The sequence below is a fragment of the Bernardetia sp. Wsw4-3y2 genome, assembly GCF_037126295.1.
GTDB lineage: Bacteria > Bacteroidota > Bacteroidia > Cytophagales > Bernardetiaceae > Bernardetia.
The window spans coordinates 2,661,422-2,685,723 of record NZ_CP147017.1 but is presented as its reverse complement, the minus strand read 5'-3'; the positions used below and the strand labels follow the sequence as shown (position 1 = coordinate 2,685,723).

Sequence of the window (24,302 nt, the reverse complement as noted above, 5' to 3'; positions counted from 1 at the left end):
ATTACTGTAGCTGACACTAAAGTGTCAGAGCATATCAGTTACTAAATGATAGTTTTATGACAAAATGGAAAATGCGTTTTTTGCGCTTTCGTGTGTGGTTAGAAAATCAATGGAAAATTCGTTCTCAGAAAGAAAAATATACTTTAGGGATTGCTGGGCTTTTAGGAGTTTTGCTTGTCCTTGCCATCTCTTTTGTCATTTGGGATAATAATAGAGAGGCTTCTGTATGGGAACTTGTGCCTAATGATGCCATTTTGGTTTTAGAAACAACTGAAGCACAACGTATGAGAGAAAAAATAGACTCTCTTCCTTTTTGGCAACCCTTTAGAAATTTGCCTTACTTGCAAGCGTATCATTCACGCAAAACCGTTTTAGATAGTATTGGTAGAGATTCTTTGGATATTATGAACTATCTAAAAGGACGAAAAATTTATGTTTCATTGCACCAAACTTCACGAACAAGTGCCGATGTGATGTTTTTTGTTCCCATGTCTTTACAGTCAAGAATTATAAATAGTCTGAGTAAAAAACTAAAAGAAAAAGTCCCTTTTACGCATTCAGAAAGATTGTATAATGATATTACTGTTCATGAGCTGAAATATGAATATGAAACAACAGATGAAAATGGAGAAATAAAAGCTAGAAAGAATTCAAACCGAAAAAATGAAACTCAAAGTGTTATTTTTACTTATGTTATTTATAAAAACTTTTTTATTGGAAGTTATACACCTTTTTTAGTAGAAGATGCTGTCAGAAAAATAGCAAATAGTGAAGGAACGCCCTTTTTTAAGGAAAACAAAGACCTTTTAAAACTCACAAAAATTGAAGATGATGATGCAAATTTATATGTTTCCGCTTCACAAATTCCAAAACTTTTTTCTCTTTTCACAGAAGAAGAAAATACAGCTTTGCTTTCTAGTTTTGAGAACTGGGCAAAATCAGCAATGCTTGATGTCTCTTTGAAAGAACATCTGCTTTTACTCAATGGCTATATTTTGACACAAGAAGAAGGTTCAGAAAGAGATTATTTATCTATTTTAGAAAGTCAAAAATCGATTGATTTTATTGATTTACAGCAGTTCATTCCACAAGAAACGGCTCTTTTATATCGAATTGGTCTTTCTGATCCTCAAAGCTATTTTCATGACTTAGAAGATTATAGAAAGGAATATTTGCCAAAACAGATTGAAGCAAAAGAAACACTCATAGATAATTATAGCTTTTCACCAACTCGTTTTTTGGATAATCTAGGAAATGAAATTGCTGTTGCAGTCTTGGAAATGCCTGAGAATAGAAAGAACCCAGAAAAATTAGCTTTCCTAAAAATAAAATCAGAAGATGGGCAAACTGAAAAATACAAACAAAAAGCAGTTGCATTATTGACTCAACTTGCTGAAAACTCTCGTATAGAAGTAAAAAGTGAAGACGGAAAAGAATCAGAAACAAAACCATTGACAGAGATTTATGAAGAATTACCTATTACACGTATTGAAGTAGCTGATTTTCCTAAAAAAATGTTTGGAGAAGGATTTAGTGGATTTTCTCAGTCTTATTTTACAGTTTTGGAAAGCAAATATATTGTTGTTGGAAGCAGTTTTCAAGCAATTCAAAAACTTATCGATGACTATAAAAATGAACGAGTTTGGGGAAAATTGGTAAGACAAAGACAGTTTTTTGAACAAATAGGAACTCGTTCGACAGTTAGTGTAATTGTAGACTTACCTCGCTCTTGGAACTGGCTGATGACAAATGTTTCTCCTGAATGGCAAAAAACATTTGAAGCCTATAAATACGACCTTTTGAAAGTAGAGTTTTTGGCGTGGCAAGCAGAAGGAGAAGAAAAGCGTTTTGCAAGTTCAATTATTTTTCAACAACAAAAAACGGCTGAATTAGTCGCTCAAAGCAAGAAAGAAGAAGCTAAAACAGTCTTTAAAAGTCGATTGGAAAGTCCTCCTTATTTGGTCAGAAACCATTTGGATAGAAGTCAGGAAGTTTTGGTTCAAGATGATAAAGATATGTTGTATTTGGTTTCGAAAGAAGGAAAAATACTTTGGAATTATTATCTCAATGGAACAATGCGTCCACAAGTCTATCAAATCGATGCCTATAAAAATGGAAAATTACAATATTTGATTGCCACTCCTACAAAGGTCTATTTGATTGACCGTTTGGGAAGAAGTGTTTCTGGTTTTCCAATTTCTTTTCCAGAAAATACATTTATTACGCATCTTTCTGTAATTGATTACGACAACTCAAAAAATTATAGAATTGGAGTAGCAACAAGTCAAGGCAATGTTTATTTGTATGATAAAACAGGCAAAAGTCTCCCTGGTTGGCAGCCTCGTAAATTAGGGATGGCTCTTTCTGCTCCTTTAGAACACGTAAGAGCAGGTAGTAGAGATGCCATGATTGCGATTGAACAAAACGGAATTGTCAATTTATTGAAACGAAATTCTCAGAGTTATTCTAATTTTCCACTCAATTTCAATTCTGATATTACCAATGACTTTCATGTTGATTATGGAAATACACTTGCTACAACTGAAATAAGTATGCTTACCGAAGCTGGCGAACTGATTCGTTTTAATTTGGAAGGAAAGATAATGGATAGAAAGTTTTTTGAAAGAGGCGAACAAGGCGCAATTTTCACACTAGCAGCCGATAAACAGCGTGAACAAAACTTTGTAATTGCAAGACAAGATAGTAAAAAACTAACGCTTTATTCGTCAGAAGAAGAGCTATTATTCAGCAAAACTTATGATAATGATGGTACAAAACTGATTCAATATTTCAATTTTGGAGCAAGTATAGAAGTCATTGCTGTTACAGATATGCACGCACAAAAAACCTATTTGTATTATACCAACGGAACAATGGTAGGAGGAAAAACAATACAAAGTAATACAACCATTGCGCTTTTTTATTCAGAACAAACAAGCCTTTTTACGCTTTACAGAACATTGGATAAAGAATGTCAGAAGTTGGTTTTTGGGAGGTAGATGGTAAAATAAAAAGTCGTCGATGGGACACCGACAACAGCAGAAGTTGATTTTATAGTTTAAATTTTTCAGTAACACTCTTAATATCCTGTCTGCTATACATACAACCTCCACAAATGTATATTGTACCATTTTTATGACATATAAAATTTATGATTTTTACTTCCTTGTCTGTTAATCTTACTCCCATTTTATTTAGTTGAAATAGTCCATCAACAGCATATACTTGTTTTTCTGTGTTTGTTGATGTTAGCCATTTTAGCAGTTCTGTTTTATTTTTCGCTGTAATCCATTCTTCAATTTGTTCTCGTCCAGTCGGATTTATTCCTGCAAAACCACAATGTTTTCCATATACAAAATCAATTATAAATAATTCATTTTCATTAATGTCTGTTTGATAAATACTCTTAAATGAAATCTTCAATTTATCGAAAGCTTTGTCATTTTTAAACTTTTCAAGGATTTCAAAATAGTTTTCCCATTCATTTCCAACTTTTTTGTATTTCTTTTCGCTAAGTTCGTAGTATGCAATATTTTTATCTGTTGTTACAAGTTTTACACGAAATCTATAAACTGAAAATGATGAAGGATTGTCTTTATCTGGAACTGATTTTTCAAAAATAAAAACACCTTCTTGAAATTCATTCGTTAAGTCACGCAAACATTCCCAATGAGAACTGATTCTCTTCTCTTTATTTGACAAATTATCTGCATATTTTTTGAAAGCAATAAAATCCTTTGAAGCAAGAATCTTTTTTACATCATTTTGAACTTGTGCAAGTAAGCTACTTGTCGAAATTAGCCCTACTAATAGTGTTAATAATAGTTTATTCATAAAATATAGTATAATTGAAATATATAGAGTAAAAATAAATGTTTAATTTCAAAAACAAATAAATAATACCTCCTTAAATCTTAATCACTTTTATAGTAAATAAAACATCAATAATTGCCAAAAACAGAGCTGCATATAAGAAGTAATAATATTTATTTGTCGTTGTGTCTATTTGTTTTACACCTCTTACTTCGCCTTGAATAGATTGAATAGAATTTATTAGACGTTGCACATCGTTTTGAGTTTCTCCAATTTCAAAATATTTTCCTCCTGTTTGATTAGCTAAATCTTTCAAGTCTTCTGGATTTAGTTTTGTGATAATTGTTTCTCCATTGCGTTGGTCTTTTTTGAACCCACTTCCAGAAGGTATTTTTCCACCTTGTTCTGTTCCAATTCCTAGTGCAAAAAGTTTGATTCCCAAATCTTCAATTTCATCGATGGCATCGCCTGTTTCCTCTCCAAAATCTTCTCCATCGCTTATCATAATGATAATTTTTGAATTCGTTTTGGTTTCTTTATCGTTGGCAAACTTCTCTAAAGCCATTTTCAAAGGTGGTGCAAAGTCAGTTCCTCCACTTGGTACCAGTCCAGTATTTAGAGATTCCAAAATCAATCGCAATGCACTTTGGTCGCTCGTAAGAGGACATTGAAGAAATGCTTCTGATGAAAAAATGATAATTCCTTGTCGGTCAGATGGAAAAGCTGCTGTAATTCCTTTGAGTTCATGCTTGATACGCTCCATTCTTGAAGGCTGAATATCTATAGCATCCATTGAGCGAGATAAATCTACAAGATAAAAAATATCTTTTCCTACACTTTTCACATCCTGTTTGGTTTCTCCAAAAGAAGGTCCAAGTAGAGCTAAAATAAGCAAAATAAAATAGCTTCCTCGCAACACAAATTTCAACCAAACATATTTGGAAGAAGTACGGAGATACTTTGCTTTTTTGTGTGTTCTGAAAATATAAAGACCGTATAAAAGTAAAAAAATAAGAATAAATACGGTCTCAAGAATGCCTAAATCGTTGTTCCAAATCATAATACAATAAAAAATCTTTGTCTTTGTTGGGGATTCTATTACTAAAATACCAACAAAAGCGTATGTAATTTTCTTTTTTTGAAAGTCTTTGAATAAAATAATTAAGTGAAAGTAAGCAAAAACTGTGATTTATAGGAATTTTTTAGTGTAATTTATCAAAAATGCTTTTTAAAGACTACTAAGACTACAATAAGAAATGATTTTAGGTGTTTGATAGATTTTTTTTATGAAATTTATTTTCCAAAAATTGAAAACTACTAAATTCTTTTTGTATCTTTTAGTTTCTTTATAAGTTTTTTAGACCCTAAGGGTTTTAAAAACCCTTAGGGTCTTGAAATTTCTTTTAATTTATGAATATCAAACATCTAAAAATTAGTCAAAAATTAGCGATTCTGTTTTCAGGATTGTTTGTGATGCTTTTGCTTCACTACTTTTTAGTTTTTAAGTTAGATAATAATATTTTAGATGACGGAACAAAATTAGATATTGCACAGCGCAATGGAATGTCGATTCAGCAAGCTATTTTTTATCTACGAAATGTAGTAGATGGCAATCAACAAACTGATCTCAACGACCTTAGCAACCGAGTAAGTTCTATTAATTCGAATTTAGACATTCTTCAAAATGGAGGAATATATAAAGCTCGCTTTGATGAAGAAATTGAAGTAAAACCTATTTCTGAAGAAATTAACAATCAATTAGTTTCCTTTCAACGTCTTTGGAAAGAATTTGACAAACGATTTACCAAAATAAGAACAACGAGTCAGTTACATCACGACAGTGTTCTTGTTTATTATATTCCAGAAAGTAAAAGTAGTTTAATTAATCAACTTCCAGCAGAAGAAAATTTATTTTCTTTAGGAGATTTGGGTGGCTTAGATGGAGGGTTAGATGACTTGGGAGATTTATCACTTTCCTTTGATGATAATACAGCAAATACAGCTCTTTCCATTAATTATAGAAAAATGGAATATCAGTTTGACAATGTTTTGAATGGAAATATTGCTCCAGATGTAAATTTCATTATCCGTAATGCTGAAAAACTTATTTTACTCAATAAAAATTTAGAAAACTCTCTCTCTACTCGTTTATACTACGATCAAATTCGTTTACGTTATTGGATGGTTGCACTTTTTTTAATTAATGCTATCGGTATTGGTTTGGGTTATTGGTTTGTTGTCACAACTTCTTTACATCCACTTCTAAAAATTCGTCAGCTTATCAATCGTTTGGCAGCAGGAGATATTTCTCGTACCCTTTTAGCTCGTTCTCATGATGAAGTTGGTAATCTGATTCAAGATTTAAGTCGTTTTTCACAAGGACTAGAACATATCACAGAATTTGCGACTCAAGTGGGAAAAGGAAATTTTGATGAAGATTTTGAGGTACGAAGCAAAAAAGATACTCTAGGATATGCACTTTTAGAGATGCGAGATGATCTAAAACAAAACGCAGAAGAAGACAAACGTAGAAACTGGGCAAATGAAGGAACAGCAAAATTTTCGGATATTTTGCGCCAACATGCACAAGATATGCAAGCTCTTTCTTATCAACTTATTTCTAATTTAGTTCATTATTTGGAAGCTAATCAAGGTGGAATTTATAGTTTAGAGAAAGAAGGAGATGAAAAGGAGGCAAAAGCACATCTAGTTTTGAAAGCTGCATACGCTTATAACAAACAAAAATTCATACAACAATCCATTCCTATCGAACAAGGACTTTTAGGACAGGCTGTAATGGAAAAAGGACATTTGTATTTTAATCAAATTTCTTCTGATTATATCCGTCTTACTTCTGGATTAGGAGAAGCTACACCAAGTTATTTATTGATTGTTCCTCTGATTTCGAATAATGAAGTACATGGAGTAATTGAAATTGCTTCTTTTCATCCAATTGAAGAATATCAACTTGCCTTTGTTATTAAATTATCTGAAAGCATTGCTGCTACACTTGCTAATGTACGAAGTAATGAACGCACAAAGTTACTTTTAGAAGAATCTCAAATGTATGCTGAACAGATGCGAGCGCAAGAAGAAGAAATGCGTCAGAGCATGGAAGAACTAACAACCACACAAGAAGAATTAGAACGTATTCAAAGAGATTTGAGAGAGCGTTTGGCTAATTATGAAGGGGTTGTCAATAGTACAAAGAGTATGATTTTGGCTCTTGATGAAGAGTATAACATTAAAGTTTTGAACCGTTCGTATGCTGCCATGTTACGAAGATTAAAAGGAACAGAAGTTCCAAATGGCTCAAATATTTTAGAAATATTGACTCAAGAGCAGTTAGAATATTGGAAGCCATATTATGAACGTGCTTTGGGTGGTGAATCATTTACTATGGTTTCGAATATCAAAAATTCTGAATTTGAAGATTTGTATTATGAATTAGAATTTTTCCCTCTCATTGCTACAAGTGGAAAAATCACAGGTTTTGCAATTGTAAATAGAGAAGTAACTTCACTTAATCCTGTTCGCTTTACAGAATATGAAGATATTGTTCCAATTGATTAAAACCCTAATCCCAAACTCGTACCTCAATTCTTCGATTTAGTTCTCGTCCTTCTTTTTCATCATCATTACTAGCTATTGGTCGCTCTTGTCCATAACCATTTGCTTTTAATCTAGCTTTTTCCACTCCTTTTTCTACCAAAAAATCAATAACACTTTGCGCTCTTTCTTTTGATAAAATAAGATTTTGAGATGCACTTCCAACATTATCTGTATGTCCAATAATTTCTAAATTCAGTGATGGATTTTGAATAAGAAACTCAGCCACTTCTTCTATCATTGGATAAGATTCTTGTTTTAAAACAGCATTTCCATTTTCATAATAGATATTTTTCAGAATAATACTTTTACTTTTATCTATACTTGAATTATCAACTAGTTTTTGTAATAATTTCTGATTTTCTGATTGATTATCATCCTTATACATATCTTCTTCTTCAACATATAAGTACGCATTGATTACATAGTTTTTAGAATTTCGCTTTGCAAGAAGATAAGGATTTAATGAGATTTGGTCTTGATAAGCTAATCTATTTTGATAGCGAATTTCTATATCAAATACAGTTTCATTATTTGATTTTGTTTGATAATTAGCAGTTATTTGCTCTTCTTCTTTTAATTTGTTTTTCAAATATATTGGAATATTTATTTTATAATTTCCTTCTTCATCCGTTTTAGTTTGAAAGGTTACACTATCTATTGCATAGTTTAGACTTTTAAAAATAATTTCTGCATCTTGAACTGGTTTTTTATCTAATGTTCGTTCTCTAAATTGACCTTTTACTTCTACTGAATCAAAAAAGAAAACTTCATAAATATCATCACCTCCTTGTCCTTTTATTCTGTTTGAAACAAAATAGCCTAACTGATTGCTTTGGTTATTTGAATTATCAATACTAAAATAAAGCTCATCAGCAACACTATTTATTGGATAAGGAAGTAATAAAGGATTTATCCATTCATTTGAAACTGTATCCAAATCTGCTTTAAAAACATCAAAACCTCCTGCCGTATTTTGTCTATTCGAACTAAAATAAAGAGTATTGTTTTTATCTAAAAAAGGAGTTACTTCATTTGATTTAGAATTCAATTTTTCCAATAATTCAGGTTTTTCAAAGTCATCTTTTATGTCTTCTCTTCTTGATACAAAGAGTTCATAATTTCCTTTTGATTTATAGTCTGAAGCAAAAACAAGTATTTTTTTATTTTCTGATAGACAAGCATATTCCTGAACTCCTTTTTCTTCACTCAATGTTTGCGAAAATAATTGAGGTGTCTGCCAAACTCCTTTTTCACGTTTGAGTGTTTTTAAATCTCCATTTTGAGAAATAAGAAAAGTTTTGTCACTACTTGTAAGTTCGTATTTCAGAATTTGTAAAACACTAAATTGAGAATCCAAAGACTCTGACCTATTCCACTGCTCAATTTCTTCTACTGTTCCATCTTTTTCTATTTTGGCGTTATAGAGTGTAAATATTTGGGTCTCATAACGATCAGTAATTTTTTCTTTAAAAGTAAGACGATTACTACTATAAATAAGATTATCAGAAAAAGGAATTTTACTCACTCCAAAATCATGAAAAGGCGAATTGACATGTTGTCCCATATTTCGGACAATATAATTTTCTGGTCTTTGATATAGTTCTAATGCTGTTTTGAGGTGAGAAAGTAATCTATCATAGGTTTCTATTCTACTTTTTGGATTTTGTTCAGCATAAAGTTTTAGCATTTCTAAAGCATCCCCAAACTTTTCATTAAGAAAATAAGCCTCTGCTAACCAATAAAAATAATGTGTATTTTCTTTGAGATGCATTACATTTACATTCTTTAATTCATTTAAAGACTGTTCTTGTAAGTGCAAATGTAATCTGCAGATAGCAGCATAATATTTTGCATCTTGATGTAAAGTATTATTTAATTTTATTTCTTCAAAATAATAGAGAGCACTTCTATATTTGTCATTTTTGAAATCTTCTTTTCCATTCAAAAAAAATTCCTTTTCATTGTAACCAATTTGTGGGAAACAAAACGGAATATGTATTACAAGCAATAAAACTACACCTATTATTTTTTTCATATTTCAGATATTATTAACTGCTGTATCATCTATCTTCTTTCTAAATTAAAGCTAGTTTCTATTTTAATTCTAAAAAATAGTATATTTATATCTGACGAATTTAGACTAAAATATCAATTTCTCAAAACTATGAATTTAGAAACATTATTAAAAAACTATGCAGCAAAGATTATAGGTTTTTCTATGGCTATTTGTAATCTATTTTTCTTGATAAATATTATTCACTTATTTTATCAATATCATTTTAATGACCACTTCGTATGTTTTATAATCAGATTATCTAATGCCGTTTTATTAACCCTATCAATTCTATTCTCTTCAGGAATTGGTATAGGAATCTTGATTTTTAAAGAAAAAATAAACTATTTAAAATGGTCTTTGATTAATATAGGAATTGTAACTTCAGCTTTTGTAATTGCAAACTTATCTACTATGTAATTATGAAAAAAATCTTCAAAATCAATAAAGTAAATACCTACAAAAACAATAAAGAGGAATCTCCATAACTTAAAAAACGATAGTTATTATCAAGTGCAGTTTGATAAATTTTCTCCCAGTCTTTTCCTATAAAAGCAGCTACCAATAAAATAAGTGTCGTTTCGGGCATATGAAAATTGGTGATAAGTGCATTACAGACACGAAACGTATAAGAAGGAAGAATAAAAATTTCGGTTTCGCCTGTTAGTTTTTCTTGACTAGAATCATTCATATACTTTAAAATAGCTTCAAAACTTTCTTTTTTAGAAGGTAATTTTATTTCAGAATCATAGCTATAAGGTTCTAATTTTTCTATAAAAAAAGTGGTTTCATTTTTAAGTAAAATTTTTGTTCCATACCAGTACAAACTCTCCAAAGTTCGCATAGATGTAGTTCCAACAGAAGCCACCTTTTCCGAATCAATAATGCTTTTTATATTTTCTTTTGTAACAACAATCTGTTCGCAGTGCATTGTATGTGTAGCTACATCACCAGCATTTTCTTTTTTAACAGGTTGAAAAGTACCTGCTCCTACATGCAAAGTAAGTTCATTTGTTTTTATATTTTTATTTGCAAGACTTTGAAGGACACTTTCAGTAAAATGCAGTCCTGCTGTTGGTGCTGCTACTGCTCCTGCTGCTTTGCTATAAATAGTCTGGTAAGTAGAAGAGTCTTTCTGTTTTGCTTCTCTTTTTATATAGGGAGGCAAAGGCATGACACCTAATTTTTCTACAATATCTACAAAAGGAATTTGAATTTCTTCTGTTGAATTAGGATTATTATTTTTCCATTCTAACTCTATCAAAAGCTCATTTCTATCTGCTATTTTTGCCTGAATTAGAATAGTTTGATTATTAATTTCTAATTCTCTTTCCAAAACTAGTCCATCTTTCCACCTTTTAAGATTGCCTACAACACATTTCCAAGTACATTTTTCTGTACTTAGCATGGCTTCACTAACATCAGCAGTTGGCAAAACAGGATGTAACAAAAATATTTCTATTGTTGCTCCTTTTCCATTTTGTCCTTTTTGAGTAGCCTTTTTTTCAAATAAAAGACGTGCAGGAATCACCTTAGTATTATTAAAATATAAGGTATACTCTTCACTCAAAAAATCAGTAATTTCTGTGAAATGATGATGAGAAATAGTACCCTTTTTATATACTAAAAGTTTTGAACTATCTCGTCTTGCTAAAGGATTTTGGGCAATTCGCTCAGTTGGCAAATGATAGGTATAGTCTTCTAAATTTATCTTTTCCACAGGGCAGTTATCAGTTATCAGTAAAGAGTTATCAGTTAATTTCTACTAACTGCTTTTTTCTAATTTACCGTAATTTTTAATTTCTAATTAATTTAAAACGGAGTTGGTTACGTTAAAAGTCATCTTGACAGTTCTTCCTTCGTCTAAAAAATCAACTTTATCAGCTAGATTTTTTACTAAAAAGATTCCTCTTCCTCCTATGGTCAAAAGGTTTTCTGGTGCAGTTGGATCTGGAAGTGAGTCTGGATCAAATCCTTTTCCTTGGTCTTTAATTGTAAAAAACAACTTTTCTTTTCCTACTTCCAAACTCAAATCTACTTCTTTATTTTTATCTTTTCCATTTCCATGAATGATAGCATTATTAACAGCTTCGGTAACAGCAACCATAATATTTCCGTATATATCATCATTTAGGTTAAATTTATCACGAGCATTATCTATAAAACTCTCTACAATACGGATATTTTCTAAAAGGGAAGGGATTTTGATGTGCAAAACTGATTTCATAGTATTTTTTGTGTTGCAATATAAAAGGTAAAAAAGGGAATTAATACTGAAAAAAAAGAGAATAAAATGATTATTTAATCTTGATTCACTCTCAAAAATGAGTCTATTTATAATTTAGTTATAATTATTGCTATTCAAGTAGCATAAAATTTTAGATACAAATCCCAAATATAAGGATTGCTGTAAAAACAAACTTACTTATTATCACTTATTTTTGTTTTTATTCGATATTTATTAAAAAATATAGAACAGACAGAGATATTATTCTAACCCATCTATAACGCAATTACTACTCATAACGTTCTAATTAAATTAATTATCCAAATAATACTATTTTCATTGTGATACAAAAAGCTATTTCCCGTTTCTTTTCTTATGTATTTTTAGCAATAGTTCGGTTCTATCAATATTTTATTTCTCCTATGCTTCCTCCTCGTTGTCGTTACACACCTACCTGTTCAGTATATATGGTAGAATCTATCAAAAAACATGGAGCATTTAGAGGAGGCTGGAAAGGATTAAAACGGATTGGAAAGTGTCATCCTTGGGGTGGAAGTGGATACGACCCAGTAGATTAGAAATAATATCATTTGTTTTATTCAAACTGACAAAAAGGCATTCTAAATCTTAATTTTAACCTTTTGCCTTATAATCTGTCTTAATTTTATGCTATTTTTTCATTATTTTTATTAGCTTTTCTTAGAAATTGTTAATCAGATTGACAGTAATTAGAATTAGTACGACTTTCGCAATCAAAATAACAAGTTAGACAACTCACTAACTAAAAATCAGAACTAAATCTATACAAAGCAGTTTAGACACAAAATAATATACTGCATTTTAATATAATTAAATTATACAACCATCACTTAAATCAATCAATTTATGAAACGAATAGGATTATTTTTTATCGCCTTACTTTCTGCTATTGTAGGTGGAGGAGTTGCATTAGGCGTTTATTTGAACTTTTTTCTTCCACAAAACCAAGTTAATTTTACAAATACAAACCAACCATTTCTACAGACAGGTTATGGAAATCCTGACCCAGTCAATCCTACTTTTTCGCCTCAAAATATCAATTTTGTGGAAGCAGCCAAAAAAGCTACACCAGCAGTAGTTCACATTCAAACATTTGGAAATCCTGCTTTGATGAGTAATCGTCAACAAAACTCAATGGAAGACTTATTTAGAGATTTTTTTGGACAGCAATTGCCTGATAGAAATAAAAATCAAAATGAAGTTAGAATGGGTTCAGGTTCAGGAGTTATTATCGAAGAAGGTGGTTATATCGTAACTAATAATCATGTTGTAGAAAATGCTACACGTATTGATGTAATCATGAATAATCAGAAAAGTTATACAGCAGAACTTATTGGAACAGATCCAAGTACAGATTTGGCAGTTTTGAAAATTGATGCTGATGAAGATTTGAAACCAATGACTTTTGGTAATTCAGATGCCTTACAAGTCGGAGAGTGGGTACTTGCAGTTGGAAATCCATTTGACCTTACTTCTACTGTAACAGCAGGAATTGTGAGTGCAAAAGCTAGAAACATTAATATCTTACGTCGTAAAGATGGTTTAGGTGTTGAGGCTTTTATACAAACTGATGCAGCCGTAAACCCAGGTAATAGTGGTGGTGCATTAGTAAACTCAAATGGAGAGTTAGTGGGAATAAATACAGCTATTGCTTCTACCACAGGTTCTTTTGCAGGATATTCATTTGCTGTTCCTATCGGAATTGTACAGAAAGTATACACAGATTTGAAAAAACACGGAATTGTTCAGCGTGGACTTCTAGGTGTTCAGATTAGAGATGTAACAGCAGACCTTTCTAAAGAATTAAATTTATCAGTTGTTCGTGGAATTTATGTTGCTGGCGTAACAGAAAAAAGTGGAGCAATAGAAGCAGGATTAGAAAGAGGTGATGTAATTATTGAAGTAGATGGTGTACAAGTAAACACTTCGGCACAGCTTCAAGAACGCATCGCACGTAAACGTCCAGGAGATAAAGTAAAAGTAGTTTATCTTAGAAATGGAAAAGAGCGAAATACAAATGTAGAACTCAAAAATAGTTTGGGAACAACCGACCTTATAACTAATGAAGCTGGAAAGATGATGAAAATTGAATCTTTAGGAATAGAAATTCAAAATATCTCTCCAGAAATGGCTACAAAAATTGGTACAACAGGTGTAAAAATAGCTACTATTAAAGCAGGAAAGTTTAAAGAAGCTCAAGTTCCTGAAGGTTTTGTTATTACGCACATTGATAAAGAAAAAGTAGAAACTTCAGCCGATGTAATCCGACTTTTAGAAGGAAAAAATGGAGGTGTATTAATTGAAGGCTTCCATCCGACAGGTAGAAGAGGATTTTTTGCTATTGCAATGTAAAATCTGAATCTTGCTAGACTTATCTTAAAAACTAAAAAGCCTTACTTCACAAAAAGTAAGGCTTTTTGCGTTTATAAGTGTCCGAAATATAACATCAGAGCCTATCCATAAAAACCTGATAATATTTATTCCTCAACAGGTGTCAGCATTTGTGTATTAAAATGCACTGATAATTTAAAATGCATGACAACTTCATTTTATTCTAACATCAAAATTGTTTGAGTATAACCAAAAATCATTGTATATTATCATCTAAAACATTTCTACTCTAAACTATTTAATTTCATGGAAAAAGAACTTCTCACAAAAATTCAAAATGAACTAGAAGATGACTATGCTCACTTTTACCGACTCACAGATTACCCTCATATTCTGCTTCAAGAATGGAAAGGATTCTGTATGCCACAAGAACTTAAGGAGGGACATCAAAAAGTAATTGATTTAGTAACTGAACATCATTTTACTCATCTGATTTCAGTAATTGTAGAGATAGAAGGTTCATTTGATGAAGTAAATGAATGGTTTTTAAAAGAATTCAACCCTAAAATGGTAGCACTAGGAATGAACTATGAAGCTATTATTCAAAGTAAAAATCTATTTTCTCAACTCTCTGCTGAAGACTTAGTAGAAAACAGCGAACTCAAAGAAATAGGTTATCACATGCGTTTGTTTGATTCTGTGGAAAAGGGTTTGGAGTGGTTTGAGGAAAGTAAAAATAATTAAACAACACATTCACTACACAACATTATAAATTTATTTTCACGAATAATCAACTAAAGCAATTATAAAAATGCCCATACAAAGACGTGATAACAATTTTGGAACCTTAGAAGAGTTCTATCAAAAAATAGAAAAAATACCTCACGAGCTTGATTTTGGTTCTAGAATGTTGTTATTGATTGATGAGATTAATAAGATGTTTGTTCATACTGATTTATGGGCTTACACATCTCATGGTACTTTGGTTATTCAAAATATTGATGATATAAAGCAAGAGGAACAATTAATAGAAATCTGTTATCATTATAATGGAACATATAGAATTAATTATGAAATGCCAAAACATGCTCCTTGGAAAAATGCTAAAGTACACGTACACGGATTAGCTGATGGTATAGAAGAAATTAAAAAGTATCTTTTGATTGCTATGAGGGAAAGTGGAGGTTGGCAAGATAATGAAGAATTAAACTTTTTATTAAAAAAATACGAATTATAGTTATAAAACCTTAAACAAAATCCACATCAACCACAACTTGTATTTTCTTAAACGATTTATCTTTATATAGCTCATCAATTTGAAATTGAATAAACTCTTTTGTTTTTCTTAAATCAAACTGATTGCGTTCTAGTTTTATCAAAATAGCTTGTTGAAATTTATTTCTGATACGTTCGATAATTGGAGCTTCAGGTCCTAAAACACGTTGAAGACTAAGTTTTGATTGAAGTTTTTTTGATAAAATAAAAGCTGCTTTTTGTGCCATTTCTCGCTCTTCGTGTCTTACCATTAGTTTTATTAGTCTTGCAAAAGGAGGGTAATTATATTGTTCTCTTTCCATAATTTCTTGATTATAGAAAGTTTGATAATCGTGAAGACTAATAATAGCAAAAAGAGGATGCGATGGCGCATTGGTCTGAATGACTACTTTTCCTTTTCCACTCCTACGTCCTGCACGTCCACTCACTTGCATGATAAGCTGCATAAAACGCTCAGAAGAACGAAAATCAGGAAAAAACAAAATTCTGTCGGCATCAAAAACGCCTACTAGATTTACCTTCTCAAAATCTAATCCTTTTGTTATCATCTGCGTTCCTACCAAAATATCAACTTCATGCTTTTCAAAGGAATCAATAATTTTTTCGTACCCTGTTTTAGTTCGTGTTGTATCTCTGTCCATCCTTGCAATCCTACTTTCAGGTAACATAACCTGCAAATCTTCTTCTATTTTTTGCGTTCCAAAACCTATCGGATATATTTTTGTAGAGCCACAAGCCGAACAGTTTTGAGGAATTTTTGTAGAAAATCCACAATAATGACAACGCAATTCTTGTGCTTTTTGATGATAGGTAAGACTTACCGAACAGTTCTGACATTCTGGAATTGTTTCACAAACTTCACAGCTCAAATAAGGTGCATAACCACGACGATTTTGAAAAAGTAAAACCTGTTCATGATTTTGTAAAGCTGTTTTCATTTGCTCAAAAAGTTCTCTTGTAAATTGCTCTTTGAGTTCTTTCCTTTTTTTGGATTCTCGTAAATCTACCAACTGAATTTCAGGTAAAGTAGCCTCTCCAAAACGCTGCAAAACTTCTACTAAACCATACTGTTTTTGTTTAGCTAAAAAATAGCTTTCTACAGACGGAGTAGCCGAACCCAAAACAACCTTTGCTTGATGTTTGTGAGCCAAAACAAGCGCAGCATCACGAGCATGATAACGTGGCGCAGGGTCATACTGCTTATAAGAAGGGTCATGTTCTTCATCGACGATTATCAGACCCAAATGCTCAAAAGGCAGAAAAACAGACGAACGCACACCAATAACAAAATTAATATCGCCATTCAAAACACCTTTCCAAACTTCCACACGTTCGTTATCTGAAAAACGAGAGTGATAAACACCAACAGCATTTCCAAAAATTCGCTTCAAACGAACTACAATCTGACTGGTAAGTGCAATTTCAGGTAAAAGCATCAAAACTTGACTTCCACTTTGCAAAACTTGTTCTATCAAACTAACATACATTTCTGTTTTTCCACTTCCTGTTATGCCATGTAAAAGAACAGTAGATTTGTCTTGAAAATGCTCAAAAATTTGATGTACAGCTTTTTCTTGTGTAGAAGTTAGATTTATAGCTGAGGTAGTTTCTGTCCACTCTTCGAACTCAAAGCGAGAAAATGTCTTTTCAAACTCTTCAAAAATTCCGTTTTTTATTAATGTTTTTAGAGAACTAGGTGACAAATTTTCCCCTAATAATTCTTTCTTAGAAATACTTTTTGGATAATCTTTTATTGGATTTTTACTCAAATAAGTAAGTAAAAGCTCTTCTTGTTTTGCGCTTCTGGTTATCTTTGTGAATGCTTCTGCTATTCCTTCTTGACTTACATACTCCTTAGCAATCAGGATATGTTTTTCTCTTAATGGGCTATATTTTTCTTTTAATTCCTCAAAAATAATAATGATTCGTTTTTGAGTTAATTTTTTTATGACTTGATAAACATCTTGCAAATCTAACTTTTCGCCTGCTTGTTCATAAGTCAATGAGCTTTCTAATTCTAATAAATTAATCAAACGAATTTCATCATCTGACAAATCATACTCAATACGTTTCTGTTTTATTTCCTCTTCGTTTATTCCGTTTTTCCATTCAGGGTGTAATTGCAATCTACTTGTACTGCTTAATTTCAATCCAGAAGGCAAGGCTGCATTCATTACTTCGCCAACCGAACACATATAATAAGATGCAATCCAAGTCCAAAACCAAATTTGAGTTTGTGTAATAAGTGGTGTTTCATCTAAAAGCTCTAAAATATATTTTGCAGAATAGCCTTTTGGTGCTTCTTGAGTAATCGATTTTACAACGCCTGTCAAAACTCGTTTTCTTCCAAAAGGCACAACCACCCGAACTCCACTTTGAACAAATTCATTTAATTCAAAAGGAATACGATATGTAAAAGTAGTTTTTAGAGGTACAGGAATAATAACCTCTGCAAAAAGTGTTTTTCTTTCTGTAGAAATAGCATTTGTAGAATCAGAAAAGGATTGAAAAAGCGACAAATTAGATAAAATTGAAAGGTTATATAAAAGTTAAACAGAAGCAAAAATAAGCCTAAAAAATCATTGTTGATACAAGTATAATACTGTTTTTTGGAAGAACTATACTGCAAAGTTCGTTATTTTTCTTGAAAAAAAGGGTGTCTAAATTAACTCAAAATAAGGGTAGATTTCAGTTTTACTATATTTTTTACTAGAACTTCCTAAATTTGTTTAACTTTTTTAAATAAATTTTTAGTATTTTTGAATTTTACTTTAAACAAAAATCTCAATTCTTTCATTTCTTTTATGGAAATCGTTCTTTGTCCAATTTGTCAAGATTCCATGTTTGAGAACTCTCGCTATCCAAATGAAATTTGCAAAAAATGTGTGGGACGTGCAACAGATGGACATGGACGTTATGTAAGATTTTATAATCGTACTATTTCTGGTGGCTGTATAGCTTTTTATGTAGATCCAGATGGAAGAGAAGAATACCATAGCACTATCTGTTATGTTAGTAAACAAAAATGTCAGGCTAAAGAAGCTCGTTTTGGAGGAATAGTAATAGAATTAGTTAAATTAAAAGATAAAAATCAGTAAAATTAATTATTACGTATAAAAAACCACTTACACATACTCTCTGATAGGTATTAAAACAGCTATTTTTAAAAAAATGTAGAAAAATCAAAACAATTTTGAAACTTTTCAATAAAAAATGTAACCTTTAAAAAAAGTTTGCGTTAGTATAAGCAAGTGAAATAAAAAAGGTCATTTTTTATAGCTTTTTATTTCTTCACTTCATAAGTTCTGAGAAATTTATCTCAATTATTGAACTTAATTTTTTAATCTTAATTTTTGTTTTTATACAATCTTTCAATTTTCTTAACTCACCTTTTTTCAAATAACTTCTCCAATTTTAATGACTTTTTTATCAAAAAATTCATTACTTGGTAATCTAATAAAGTTTGCATTTGTTGCAAAAAACACTATATTAGATTAAAATAGAAAAGCATTTAGTTAATACTTGTACAAACAATCATTTGTTTAACTTTTTTAACTAAATAATTACACAAAAATTTGGAAAGACATTTTAGAAATAGTAAATTTGTATTAAACAAAAACAAATACCTCCAAACTTCAAAATTTTTTTAACTATGACAGCCTTCGAATTTGGATTTGCACTACAAAAAATAGCTTACTCTTTGCGTCCTTTCGCATTAAAGCTAACTAAAGATTCTGATGAAGCAAATGATTTGCTTCAAGAAACAATATTAAAAGCCTTTTCTAACCGTGAAAAATTTACGGAAGGAACAAACTTAAAGGCATGGTTATATACCATCATGAAAAATACATTTATTACGAATTATCAGCGTTTGGTGCGTCGTAATACATTTATTGATACTACTGAAAATTTACATTTCCTTAATTCTTCTAATCATGTAGCTGCAAATGGTGCATATGGAGATTTTATGATGCAAGATGTAGTTCGTGCAATTGACAAATTAGATGATGCTTATAAAGTACCTTTTATGATGCACTTTAGAGGCTTCAAATATTATGAAATTGCAGAACGTTTAGAGATTCCTATCGGAACAGTAAAAAACAGAATTCATATTGCACGTAAAGAACTAAAAGGAAATTTGAAGGTTTACTCTTCTAAAAATTAATTTAGTTTACTAATCTGAACTTTATATAAAAATATTTAAAAAAAACGCACATTTTTTTCAAACAAAAGTGTGCGTTTTTCTATTTTGGAAAAAGAACATACTTATTACCTTTACTATTTCGTTCTATTAGAAAATCTTATAAAGTTCTTATGAATACTCTTACTACTTCCACAACATCAACAAGAACTGATACTATTTCAGATTCTATGGCACTTTATAATACAACTGCTTTAAAGTGTAGTAAATTAATTACTCAACATTACAGCACTTCTTTTACGCTAGGCATACAAACATTACACAAAAAATTACATTTTCCTATTTATGCAATTTATGGATATGTTCGTTATGCTGATGAAATTGTGGATACTTTTCACGACAAAGATAGAGCAACTTTACTTGCTCGTTTTAGAGAAGATACTTATCGTGCGATTGAGGAAAAAATTAGTACAAACCCTGTTATTCATTCTTTTCAACTTGCAGTTGAGCGTTATTCTATTGAAAATGAACTTATAGAAGCCTTTTTGAATAGCATGAAAATGGATTTAGATAAAAAAGAATACAGTGATAATAAGTACAATGAATACATTTATGGCTCTGCTGAAGTAGTAGGTTTAATGTGTTTGCGTGTATTTTGTGAAAATGATAGCGAACTATATGATAGTTTGAAAGCAGGAGCTAGAAGTCTTGGAGCAGCTTTTCAGAAAGTAAATTTTTTGAGAGACATGAAAAGTGATTTTGACGAACGTGGAAGAGTTTATTTTCCTGATGTTGATTATTCGCAATTTGATTCTAGTGCTAAACTTGAGATAGAAAACGATATTCAAAAAGATTTTGATGCAGCATACGAAGCCATTTTACGATTGCCTAAGCCTTCACGTATGGGTGTTTATTTAGCTTATGTTTATTATTTAAAACTATTCAATAAAATAAAACAATCTTCTGCCCAAACGATACTTTCAGAAAGAATACGTGTTCCTGATAGTAGAAAAATGTTTTTATTAGTTGAAAGTTATGTAAAACACCGTCTGAATTATTTATAATATTCAATGAAAAATTAAGACAAAATAGTTTAATTATAAAAAAAACCTATCATTTTATAAAGAATGATAGGTTTTTACTTAATAAATAAAAAGGATTATTTGCTTATTCTCCAAATTCCTCTAATTTGAAAGTATAATCTTTCGGATCTAATTTAAAAGTTCCTTTATTGAAGCTAGAAATAAATTTAGAAACTGTTTCATCAGTTACTTCTTTTACTTTCAAACAAACATCTAAACCTACACCATATTCGACAGCTTCGTCAAAATCAATGTATTCGCTTACCTGTACTTCTTCATTTTCTTCAATTTCGGCTACTTTTTCGTCAAAGTATTCCATAGCCTCTGAATCTTCATTTTCCATTTCCATTTCCAAATTAAAATCTGGAAAAGTATCCTCTACACGCTCTTCTGCTAAAGCAAAAACTGCCATTTCGTACTCTACACGTAAGGCAAACAAACATGCATCAAATACAACAGCATTTCCTTTGTATTCTCCTGTAAAATAAAAACAAACTGATTCGGAAGTGCGCTCAATATCTTCGTTGATTACAAAATCACGTCCTTCTTTTAGAGCCTTTTCTCTAATAGTTTTGATAGCTTCTGCTGAATATCCTTCGTTTTGCATAAATAATAATGTCTATAGATTGATTTTAATATTAGGTTAAGATAAAAAAAGTTTAAAAAATGAGTAATTTTACAATAAATTACTGCTTAAAATTTTCCTACCAAACGGATTTTGTTTATAGTTTGTTGTGAAAATCTAAAATTTATTTTTCCACATCATAGATTCTACTGGCTTTGTACTTCTTTCGTTGTATTTAGCTGAGTTTTTCTCATTATAAGGTCTTTCAATTTGTCCATCTACCTTGAAGTAAATAAGCTGACCAATCGGCATTCCTGCATAAATCCGAACAGCTTGTGTCACCGAAATTTCTAATGTCCACGCATTACAAAAACCAACATCACCTTTTCCTGCCGTTGCATGAATATCAATTCCTAATCTACCTACACTAGATTTTCCTTCCAAAAAAGGAACATGAGCAAGTGTTTCGGTATATTCTTCTGTCACTCCCAAATAAAGCGTATTTGGTTGAAGCACAAAACCTTCATCTGGAATTTCAAAAGTTGTAATTTTATTGTGTGCCTTGGCATCCAAAACTTCATCTTGGTAGGTAGCCAAAAATTTACCTAAATGTACATCATAAGAGTTTGTACCCAAACATTCTCTATCAAAAGGCTCAACTAAAATAGTCCCTTTTTCAATCTCGGTTAGTATTTCTTTGTCTGATAAAATCATAATTTGAATTGTGAATTGTGAATGTTGAATTATGAATGAATAGTTCATCATTCACAATTCAACATTCATAATTCATTATTGTATCTAGTTTGTTTTCTTCTATAAATTCTGTTTTGATAGGTGAAATAGAAATTTTTGGAGCTTCAAAGCCTTCATTAAAAAAGATATTTGGAGCTGTAAAACGACGGATTTCATCATAAAATCCATTTTCTATCAAGGAATATAAAATTTTACTTCCTCCTTCTATAAAAACAGAATGAATATTTTTACGATGCAAATCTTCAAAGAGTGTTTGCCAAAAATTAGCTTGATCTAGTCCTTGGTTTAGTTCTATGAGTTCAGTTTGTAAAAATTTATCTACAAAAGTAGTCTTTTTTGAGTTATCATTATCAGAATAAGAATAAAAAATTGTTGGCTGCGAATCATCAAAAACAGAAAAGCTAGAATTCAGCTCATCAAAACCATTTCCTGCTAATATAATTCGTGTCGGATTTTTACCTATCCATTCTCTTACATTTAGCTTTGGATTGTCTTGCAAAACTGTATTTTTTCCTACCAAAATTCCGTCTTCTTCACTTCTCCATTTATGCACCAATTTTCTAGAAACAGCATTACTAATCCATTTTGAAGTGCCATCTTTTCTAGCTATAAGCCCGTCAGCCGTTTGCGCCCACTTTAAAATAATATATGGACGTTTTTTTATAAAAGCAGTCAGAAAACGTCTATTTTGGTGTTTTGCTTCCTGCTCACACATTCCTACAATTACCTCAATTCCTGCATCTTTTAGTTTCTGAATTCCTCTTCCTGCATCATTTTGAGTGACTAACGGATTTGGGTCAAGTGTAGCAATGACTACTTTTTTGACATTTGCTTTAATGAGCGCATCAGCACAAGGAGGCGTTTTTCCAAAATGACTACACGGTTCTAAAGTAACATAAACAGTTGTTTCTTGAAGTAAATATTTATCTTCTTCTGAAATGCTATTAAGCGCATTTACTTCTGCGTGTGCTTCTCCATATTTTTTGTGATAACCTTCTCCAATAATTCGGTTTTCGGCTACAATTACACAGCCTACTAAAGGATTTGGACTTACAGAACCTTTGCCTTTTTCGGCTAATTGTAAGGCACGTTGCATGTATAGTTGTTCGTTCATTTTTTTCTTTGTAGTTAATTACTGGTTTAAGCGTCGACGCTTGAACCAGTAATCAAGTTTATTTATTCTTCGCAGTATAATTTTAATGGAATAGAAACGAGTTGTTGTCCGTTCCATTGCAAAACATATCTTCTTATTACAGTTAAATTTAGATTTGTATGAACAAATGGATGTGAAATAAGAGCAAGTTGTTGTTTTTCAACATTAAAAACAGGAAATGATCCTGTACGATTATATCTATGATAAACTTTTAGTTCTTCTCCTTCTATACAATCTTTGCAAGGAATTGCTTTTCCATCTTTGATTTCAATCGCTTGAAGAATAGTATATCTTTCTCCTCCCATATTTCCATTGTATTCATGTAAAATAATAAATACTGGATTTCCGTTTCTCTCTACTTGAAAAATTTGTGCAGGAACACGAGGATAACAATAACTGTTTCCATTTACTTCTCTACATTTTATTTGTTCAACAATGAGCTTATCATTTTTAGATTTTCTGTATTGAATATACACATCAGCAGTATAATCCCAACCAAAATCTACGATTCCATTCATTCCATCAACATTAAAATAAGAAAAATAAAATACTCTAAGTTTTTTATCTGGAGAATACAAAACTTCTAATTTCTTGTTTATTCTAGGAAGTGCATAATCATAAGAAGTGGGTTCTTTTAATAGTTGAAATAATTTTTTAGAGGTTATTTTTCTAATTTTTTCTTGTTCTCCATAATCTATCCCTCTCATAGAATCCATTAATTCTAAAACCTTATTTTCCATATTTAATAATTTTTCAGAAGGAATAGATATTGAAATTTTTGCTGCTTGATTTGTAGTATCATAGAAAGAAGAGTAAAGTCCTTTCTTATCAGTAATATGTAAAAAATTAGTATCCAATAACACATTTAATGCAGCTTTAAATACTACATCATCTTTATTATACAAAGAAAATATACGAGATAAATACTTTACATTGAGTTCTTGTTTGTTTAAAAAATAATCTCCTTTTATCCACTTTTTGAACATTCGAATATCTTGTGTAGAATCATACAATTTACAATTCGATAATCTGGTTTGCATCTCTGACAAACTATCCTTTTCAGCCACCGAATAAGCCGTAGAAATATATATTTTTTCAAGAACATCAGTAGTTCGTTTTTTGGCTTCTTCATTTTTGATTTGAGAAAGCCATTGTTCTGGGTTTACTGGCAATTTTTCTTCTTTTTGCTTACAAGCCATAAAAAGATTTAAAAATAGAAGTAATAAAGCTAGATTTTTCATTGAGCGTCTATGATTAT

Annotated in this window: 20 protein-coding genes; 10 read left to right on the top strand and 10 right to left on the bottom strand. The window is 30.9% G+C overall.

Annotated features, from left to right (window positions below; translation table 11 throughout):
• The first annotated feature begins 56 nt into the window (after nucleotides 1-56).
• Nucleotides 57-2,999 (top strand): hypothetical protein, encoded by a 2,943-nt coding sequence (locus V9L05_RS10915; RefSeq protein WP_338811916.1) that lies wholly within the window; start codon nucleotides 57-59, stop codon nucleotides 2,997-2,999.
• A gap of 52 nt (nucleotides 3,000-3,051) precedes the next feature.
• Here the strand turns inward: V9L05_RS10915 and V9L05_RS10910 are convergent, their stop codons facing one another.
• Both V9L05_RS10910 and V9L05_RS10905 read right to left on the bottom strand, forming a co-directional pair.
• Nucleotides 3,052-3,834 carry a hypothetical protein gene (locus tag V9L05_RS10910; protein ID WP_338811915.1) on the bottom strand — a complete coding sequence of 261 codons (783 nt, stop codon included), beginning with the start codon at nucleotides 3,832-3,834 and terminating at the stop codon, nucleotides 3,052-3,054.
• A 73-nt stretch (nucleotides 3,835-3,907) separates the two neighbouring features.
• On the bottom strand, nucleotides 3,908-4,873 hold the full coding sequence (locus tag V9L05_RS10905) for a VWA domain-containing protein (protein WP_338811914.1): 966 nt from the start codon (nucleotides 4,871-4,873) through the stop codon (nucleotides 3,908-3,910).
• A gap of 350 nt (nucleotides 4,874-5,223) precedes the next feature.
• Between V9L05_RS10905 and V9L05_RS10900 the strand changes: the two genes are divergently transcribed.
• Nucleotides 5,224-7,386 (top strand): GAF domain-containing protein, encoded by a 2,163-nt coding sequence (locus V9L05_RS10900; RefSeq protein WP_338811913.1) that lies wholly within the window; start codon nucleotides 5,224-5,226, stop codon nucleotides 7,384-7,386.
• Between the two features lie 4 nt (nucleotides 7,387-7,390).
• Here the strand turns inward: V9L05_RS10900 and V9L05_RS10895 are convergent, their stop codons facing one another.
• Nucleotides 7,391-9,460 carry an OmpA family protein gene (locus V9L05_RS10895; RefSeq protein ID WP_338811912.1) on the bottom strand — a complete coding sequence of 690 codons (2,070 nt, stop codon included), beginning with the start codon at nucleotides 9,458-9,460 and terminating at the stop codon, nucleotides 7,391-7,393.
• 129 nt (nucleotides 9,461-9,589) lie between these two features.
• Between V9L05_RS10895 and V9L05_RS10890 the strand changes: the two genes are divergently transcribed.
• Complete coding sequence (locus V9L05_RS10890; protein WP_338811911.1) at nucleotides 9,590-9,898, top strand: hypothetical protein; 309 nt, start codon at nucleotides 9,590-9,592, stop codon at nucleotides 9,896-9,898.
• Nucleotides 9,899-9,935: 37 nt separating this feature from the next.
• Here V9L05_RS10890 and V9L05_RS10885 read toward each other — a convergent pair whose 3' ends face one another.
• Both V9L05_RS10885 and V9L05_RS10880 read right to left on the bottom strand, forming a co-directional pair.
• On the bottom strand, nucleotides 9,936-11,198 hold the full coding sequence (locus V9L05_RS10885) for an S-adenosylmethionine:tRNA ribosyltransferase-isomerase (protein WP_338811910.1): 1,263 nt from the start codon (nucleotides 11,196-11,198) through the stop codon (nucleotides 9,936-9,938).
• A gap of 87 nt (nucleotides 11,199-11,285) precedes the next feature.
• Nucleotides 11,286-11,705, bottom strand: a complete 420-nt coding sequence (locus V9L05_RS10880; RefSeq protein WP_338793219.1) for an ATP-binding protein — start codon at nucleotides 11,703-11,705, stop codon at nucleotides 11,286-11,288.
• Between the two features lie 344 nt (nucleotides 11,706-12,049).
• On the opposite strand from V9L05_RS10880, the gene yidD reads away from it, so the two are divergent.
• The 4 genes from yidD (at nucleotide 12,050) to V9L05_RS10860 (ending at nucleotide 15,312) form a co-directional block, all read left to right on the top strand.
• Nucleotides 12,050-12,283, top strand: coding sequence for a membrane protein insertion efficiency factor YidD (gene yidD, locus V9L05_RS10875; protein ID WP_338794187.1), 234 nt, complete (start codon nucleotides 12,050-12,052; stop codon nucleotides 12,281-12,283).
• A gap of 307 nt (nucleotides 12,284-12,590) precedes the next feature.
• A complete protein-coding gene (locus tag V9L05_RS10870; protein WP_338811909.1) occupies nucleotides 12,591-14,096 on the top strand; it encodes a Do family serine endopeptidase in 1,506 nt (501 codons plus the stop codon).
• 285 nt (nucleotides 14,097-14,381) lie between these two features.
• On the top strand, nucleotides 14,382-14,819 hold the full coding sequence (locus V9L05_RS10865; RefSeq protein ID WP_338793221.1) for a hypothetical protein: 438 nt from the start codon (nucleotides 14,382-14,384) through the stop codon (nucleotides 14,817-14,819).
• A gap of 67 nt (nucleotides 14,820-14,886) precedes the next feature.
• Nucleotides 14,887-15,312 (top strand): hypothetical protein, encoded by a 426-nt coding sequence (locus tag V9L05_RS10860; RefSeq protein ID WP_338811908.1) that lies wholly within the window; start codon nucleotides 14,887-14,889, stop codon nucleotides 15,310-15,312.
• A gap of 10 nt (nucleotides 15,313-15,322) precedes the next feature.
• Here the strand turns inward: V9L05_RS10860 and priA are convergent, their stop codons facing one another.
• Complete coding sequence (priA, locus tag V9L05_RS10855; protein ID WP_338811907.1) at nucleotides 15,323-17,869, bottom strand: primosomal protein N'; 2,547 nt, start codon at nucleotides 17,867-17,869, stop codon at nucleotides 15,323-15,325.
• Between the two features lie 285 nt (nucleotides 17,870-18,154).
• On the opposite strand from priA, the gene V9L05_RS10850 reads away from it, so the two are divergent.
• From V9L05_RS10850 to V9L05_RS10840, 3 genes are all read left to right on the top strand, one after another.
• Complete coding sequence (locus tag V9L05_RS10850) at nucleotides 18,155-18,448, top strand: hypothetical protein (RefSeq protein ID WP_338793224.1); 294 nt, start codon at nucleotides 18,155-18,157, stop codon at nucleotides 18,446-18,448.
• 554 nt (nucleotides 18,449-19,002) lie between these two features.
• Complete coding sequence (locus V9L05_RS10845; protein ID WP_338793225.1) at nucleotides 19,003-19,515, top strand: RNA polymerase sigma factor; 513 nt, start codon at nucleotides 19,003-19,005, stop codon at nucleotides 19,513-19,515.
• Nucleotides 19,516-19,664: 149 nt separating this feature from the next.
• Nucleotides 19,665-20,555: a phytoene/squalene synthase family protein gene (locus tag V9L05_RS10840; protein ID WP_338811906.1), complete on the top strand. Its 891-nt coding sequence runs from the start codon at nucleotides 19,665-19,667 to the stop codon at nucleotides 20,553-20,555.
• A 103-nt stretch (nucleotides 20,556-20,658) separates the two neighbouring features.
• Here the strand turns inward: V9L05_RS10840 and V9L05_RS10835 are convergent, their stop codons facing one another.
• From V9L05_RS10835 to V9L05_RS10820, 4 genes are all read right to left on the bottom strand, one after another.
• Nucleotides 20,659-21,180: a hypothetical protein gene (locus V9L05_RS10835; RefSeq protein WP_338793228.1), complete on the bottom strand. Its 522-nt coding sequence runs from the start codon at nucleotides 21,178-21,180 to the stop codon at nucleotides 20,659-20,661.
• A 135-nt stretch (nucleotides 21,181-21,315) separates the two neighbouring features.
• Nucleotides 21,316-21,852 (bottom strand): dCTP deaminase, encoded by a 537-nt coding sequence (dcd, locus tag V9L05_RS10830; protein ID WP_338811905.1) that lies wholly within the window; start codon nucleotides 21,850-21,852, stop codon nucleotides 21,316-21,318.
• A 58-nt stretch (nucleotides 21,853-21,910) separates the two neighbouring features.
• Complete coding sequence (ribD, locus tag V9L05_RS10825; RefSeq protein WP_338811904.1) at nucleotides 21,911-23,005, bottom strand: bifunctional diaminohydroxyphosphoribosylaminopyrimidine deaminase/5-amino-6-(5-phosphoribosylamino)uracil reductase RibD; 1,095 nt, start codon at nucleotides 23,003-23,005, stop codon at nucleotides 21,911-21,913.
• A 62-nt stretch (nucleotides 23,006-23,067) separates the two neighbouring features.
• On the bottom strand, nucleotides 23,068-24,285 hold the full coding sequence (locus tag V9L05_RS10820) for a hypothetical protein (protein ID WP_338811903.1): 1,218 nt from the start codon (nucleotides 24,283-24,285) through the stop codon (nucleotides 23,068-23,070).
• Between the last annotated feature and the right edge of the window lie 17 nt (nucleotides 24,286-24,302).

Bases quoted from the DNA above. Each gene is read 5' to 3' on its own strand.
- V9L05_RS10840 (WP_338811906.1), top strand. From the start codon at position 19,665: ATGAATACTCTTACTACTTCCACAACATCAACAAGAACTGATACTATT.
- V9L05_RS10915 (WP_338811916.1), top strand. From the start codon at position 57: ATGACAAAATGGAAAATGCGTTTTTTGCGCTTTCGTGTGTGGTTAGAA.
- V9L05_RS10845 (WP_338793225.1), top strand. From the start codon at position 19,003: ATGACAGCCTTCGAATTTGGATTTGCACTACAAAAAATAGCTTACTCT.
- V9L05_RS10880 (WP_338793219.1), bottom strand. From the start codon at position 11,705: ATGAAATCAGTTTTGCACATCAAAATCCCTTCCCTTTTAGAAAATATC.
- dcd (WP_338811905.1), bottom strand. From the start codon at position 21,852: ATGATTTTATCAGACAAAGAAATACTAACCGAGATTGAAAAAGGGACT.
- V9L05_RS10910 (WP_338811915.1), bottom strand. From the start codon at position 3,834: ATGAATAAACTATTATTAACACTATTAGTAGGGCTAATTTCGACAAGT.
- V9L05_RS10820 (WP_338811903.1), bottom strand. From the start codon at position 24,285: ATGAAAAATCTAGCTTTATTACTTCTATTTTTAAATCTTTTTATGGCT.
- V9L05_RS10895 (WP_338811912.1), bottom strand. From the start codon at position 9,460: ATGAAAAAAATAATAGGTGTAGTTTTATTGCTTGTAATACATATTCCG.
- V9L05_RS10860 (WP_338811908.1), top strand. From the start codon at position 14,887: ATGCCCATACAAAGACGTGATAACAATTTTGGAACCTTAGAAGAGTTC.
- V9L05_RS10865 (WP_338793221.1), top strand. From the start codon at position 14,382: ATGGAAAAAGAACTTCTCACAAAAATTCAAAATGAACTAGAAGATGAC.
- V9L05_RS10870 (WP_338811909.1), top strand. From the start codon at position 12,591: ATGAAACGAATAGGATTATTTTTTATCGCCTTACTTTCTGCTATTGTA.
- V9L05_RS10835 (WP_338793228.1), bottom strand. From the start codon at position 21,180: ATGCAAAACGAAGGATATTCAGCAGAAGCTATCAAAACTATTAGAGAA.
- V9L05_RS10905 (WP_338811914.1), bottom strand. From the start codon at position 4,873: ATGATTTGGAACAACGATTTAGGCATTCTTGAGACCGTATTTATTCTT.
- V9L05_RS10850 (WP_338793224.1), top strand. From the start codon at position 18,155: ATGGAAATCGTTCTTTGTCCAATTTGTCAAGATTCCATGTTTGAGAAC.
- ribD (WP_338811904.1), bottom strand. From the start codon at position 23,005: ATGAACGAACAACTATACATGCAACGTGCCTTACAATTAGCCGAAAAA.
- V9L05_RS10900 (WP_338811913.1), top strand. From the start codon at position 5,224: ATGAATATCAAACATCTAAAAATTAGTCAAAAATTAGCGATTCTGTTT.
- V9L05_RS10890 (WP_338811911.1), top strand. From the start codon at position 9,590: ATGAATTTAGAAACATTATTAAAAAACTATGCAGCAAAGATTATAGGT.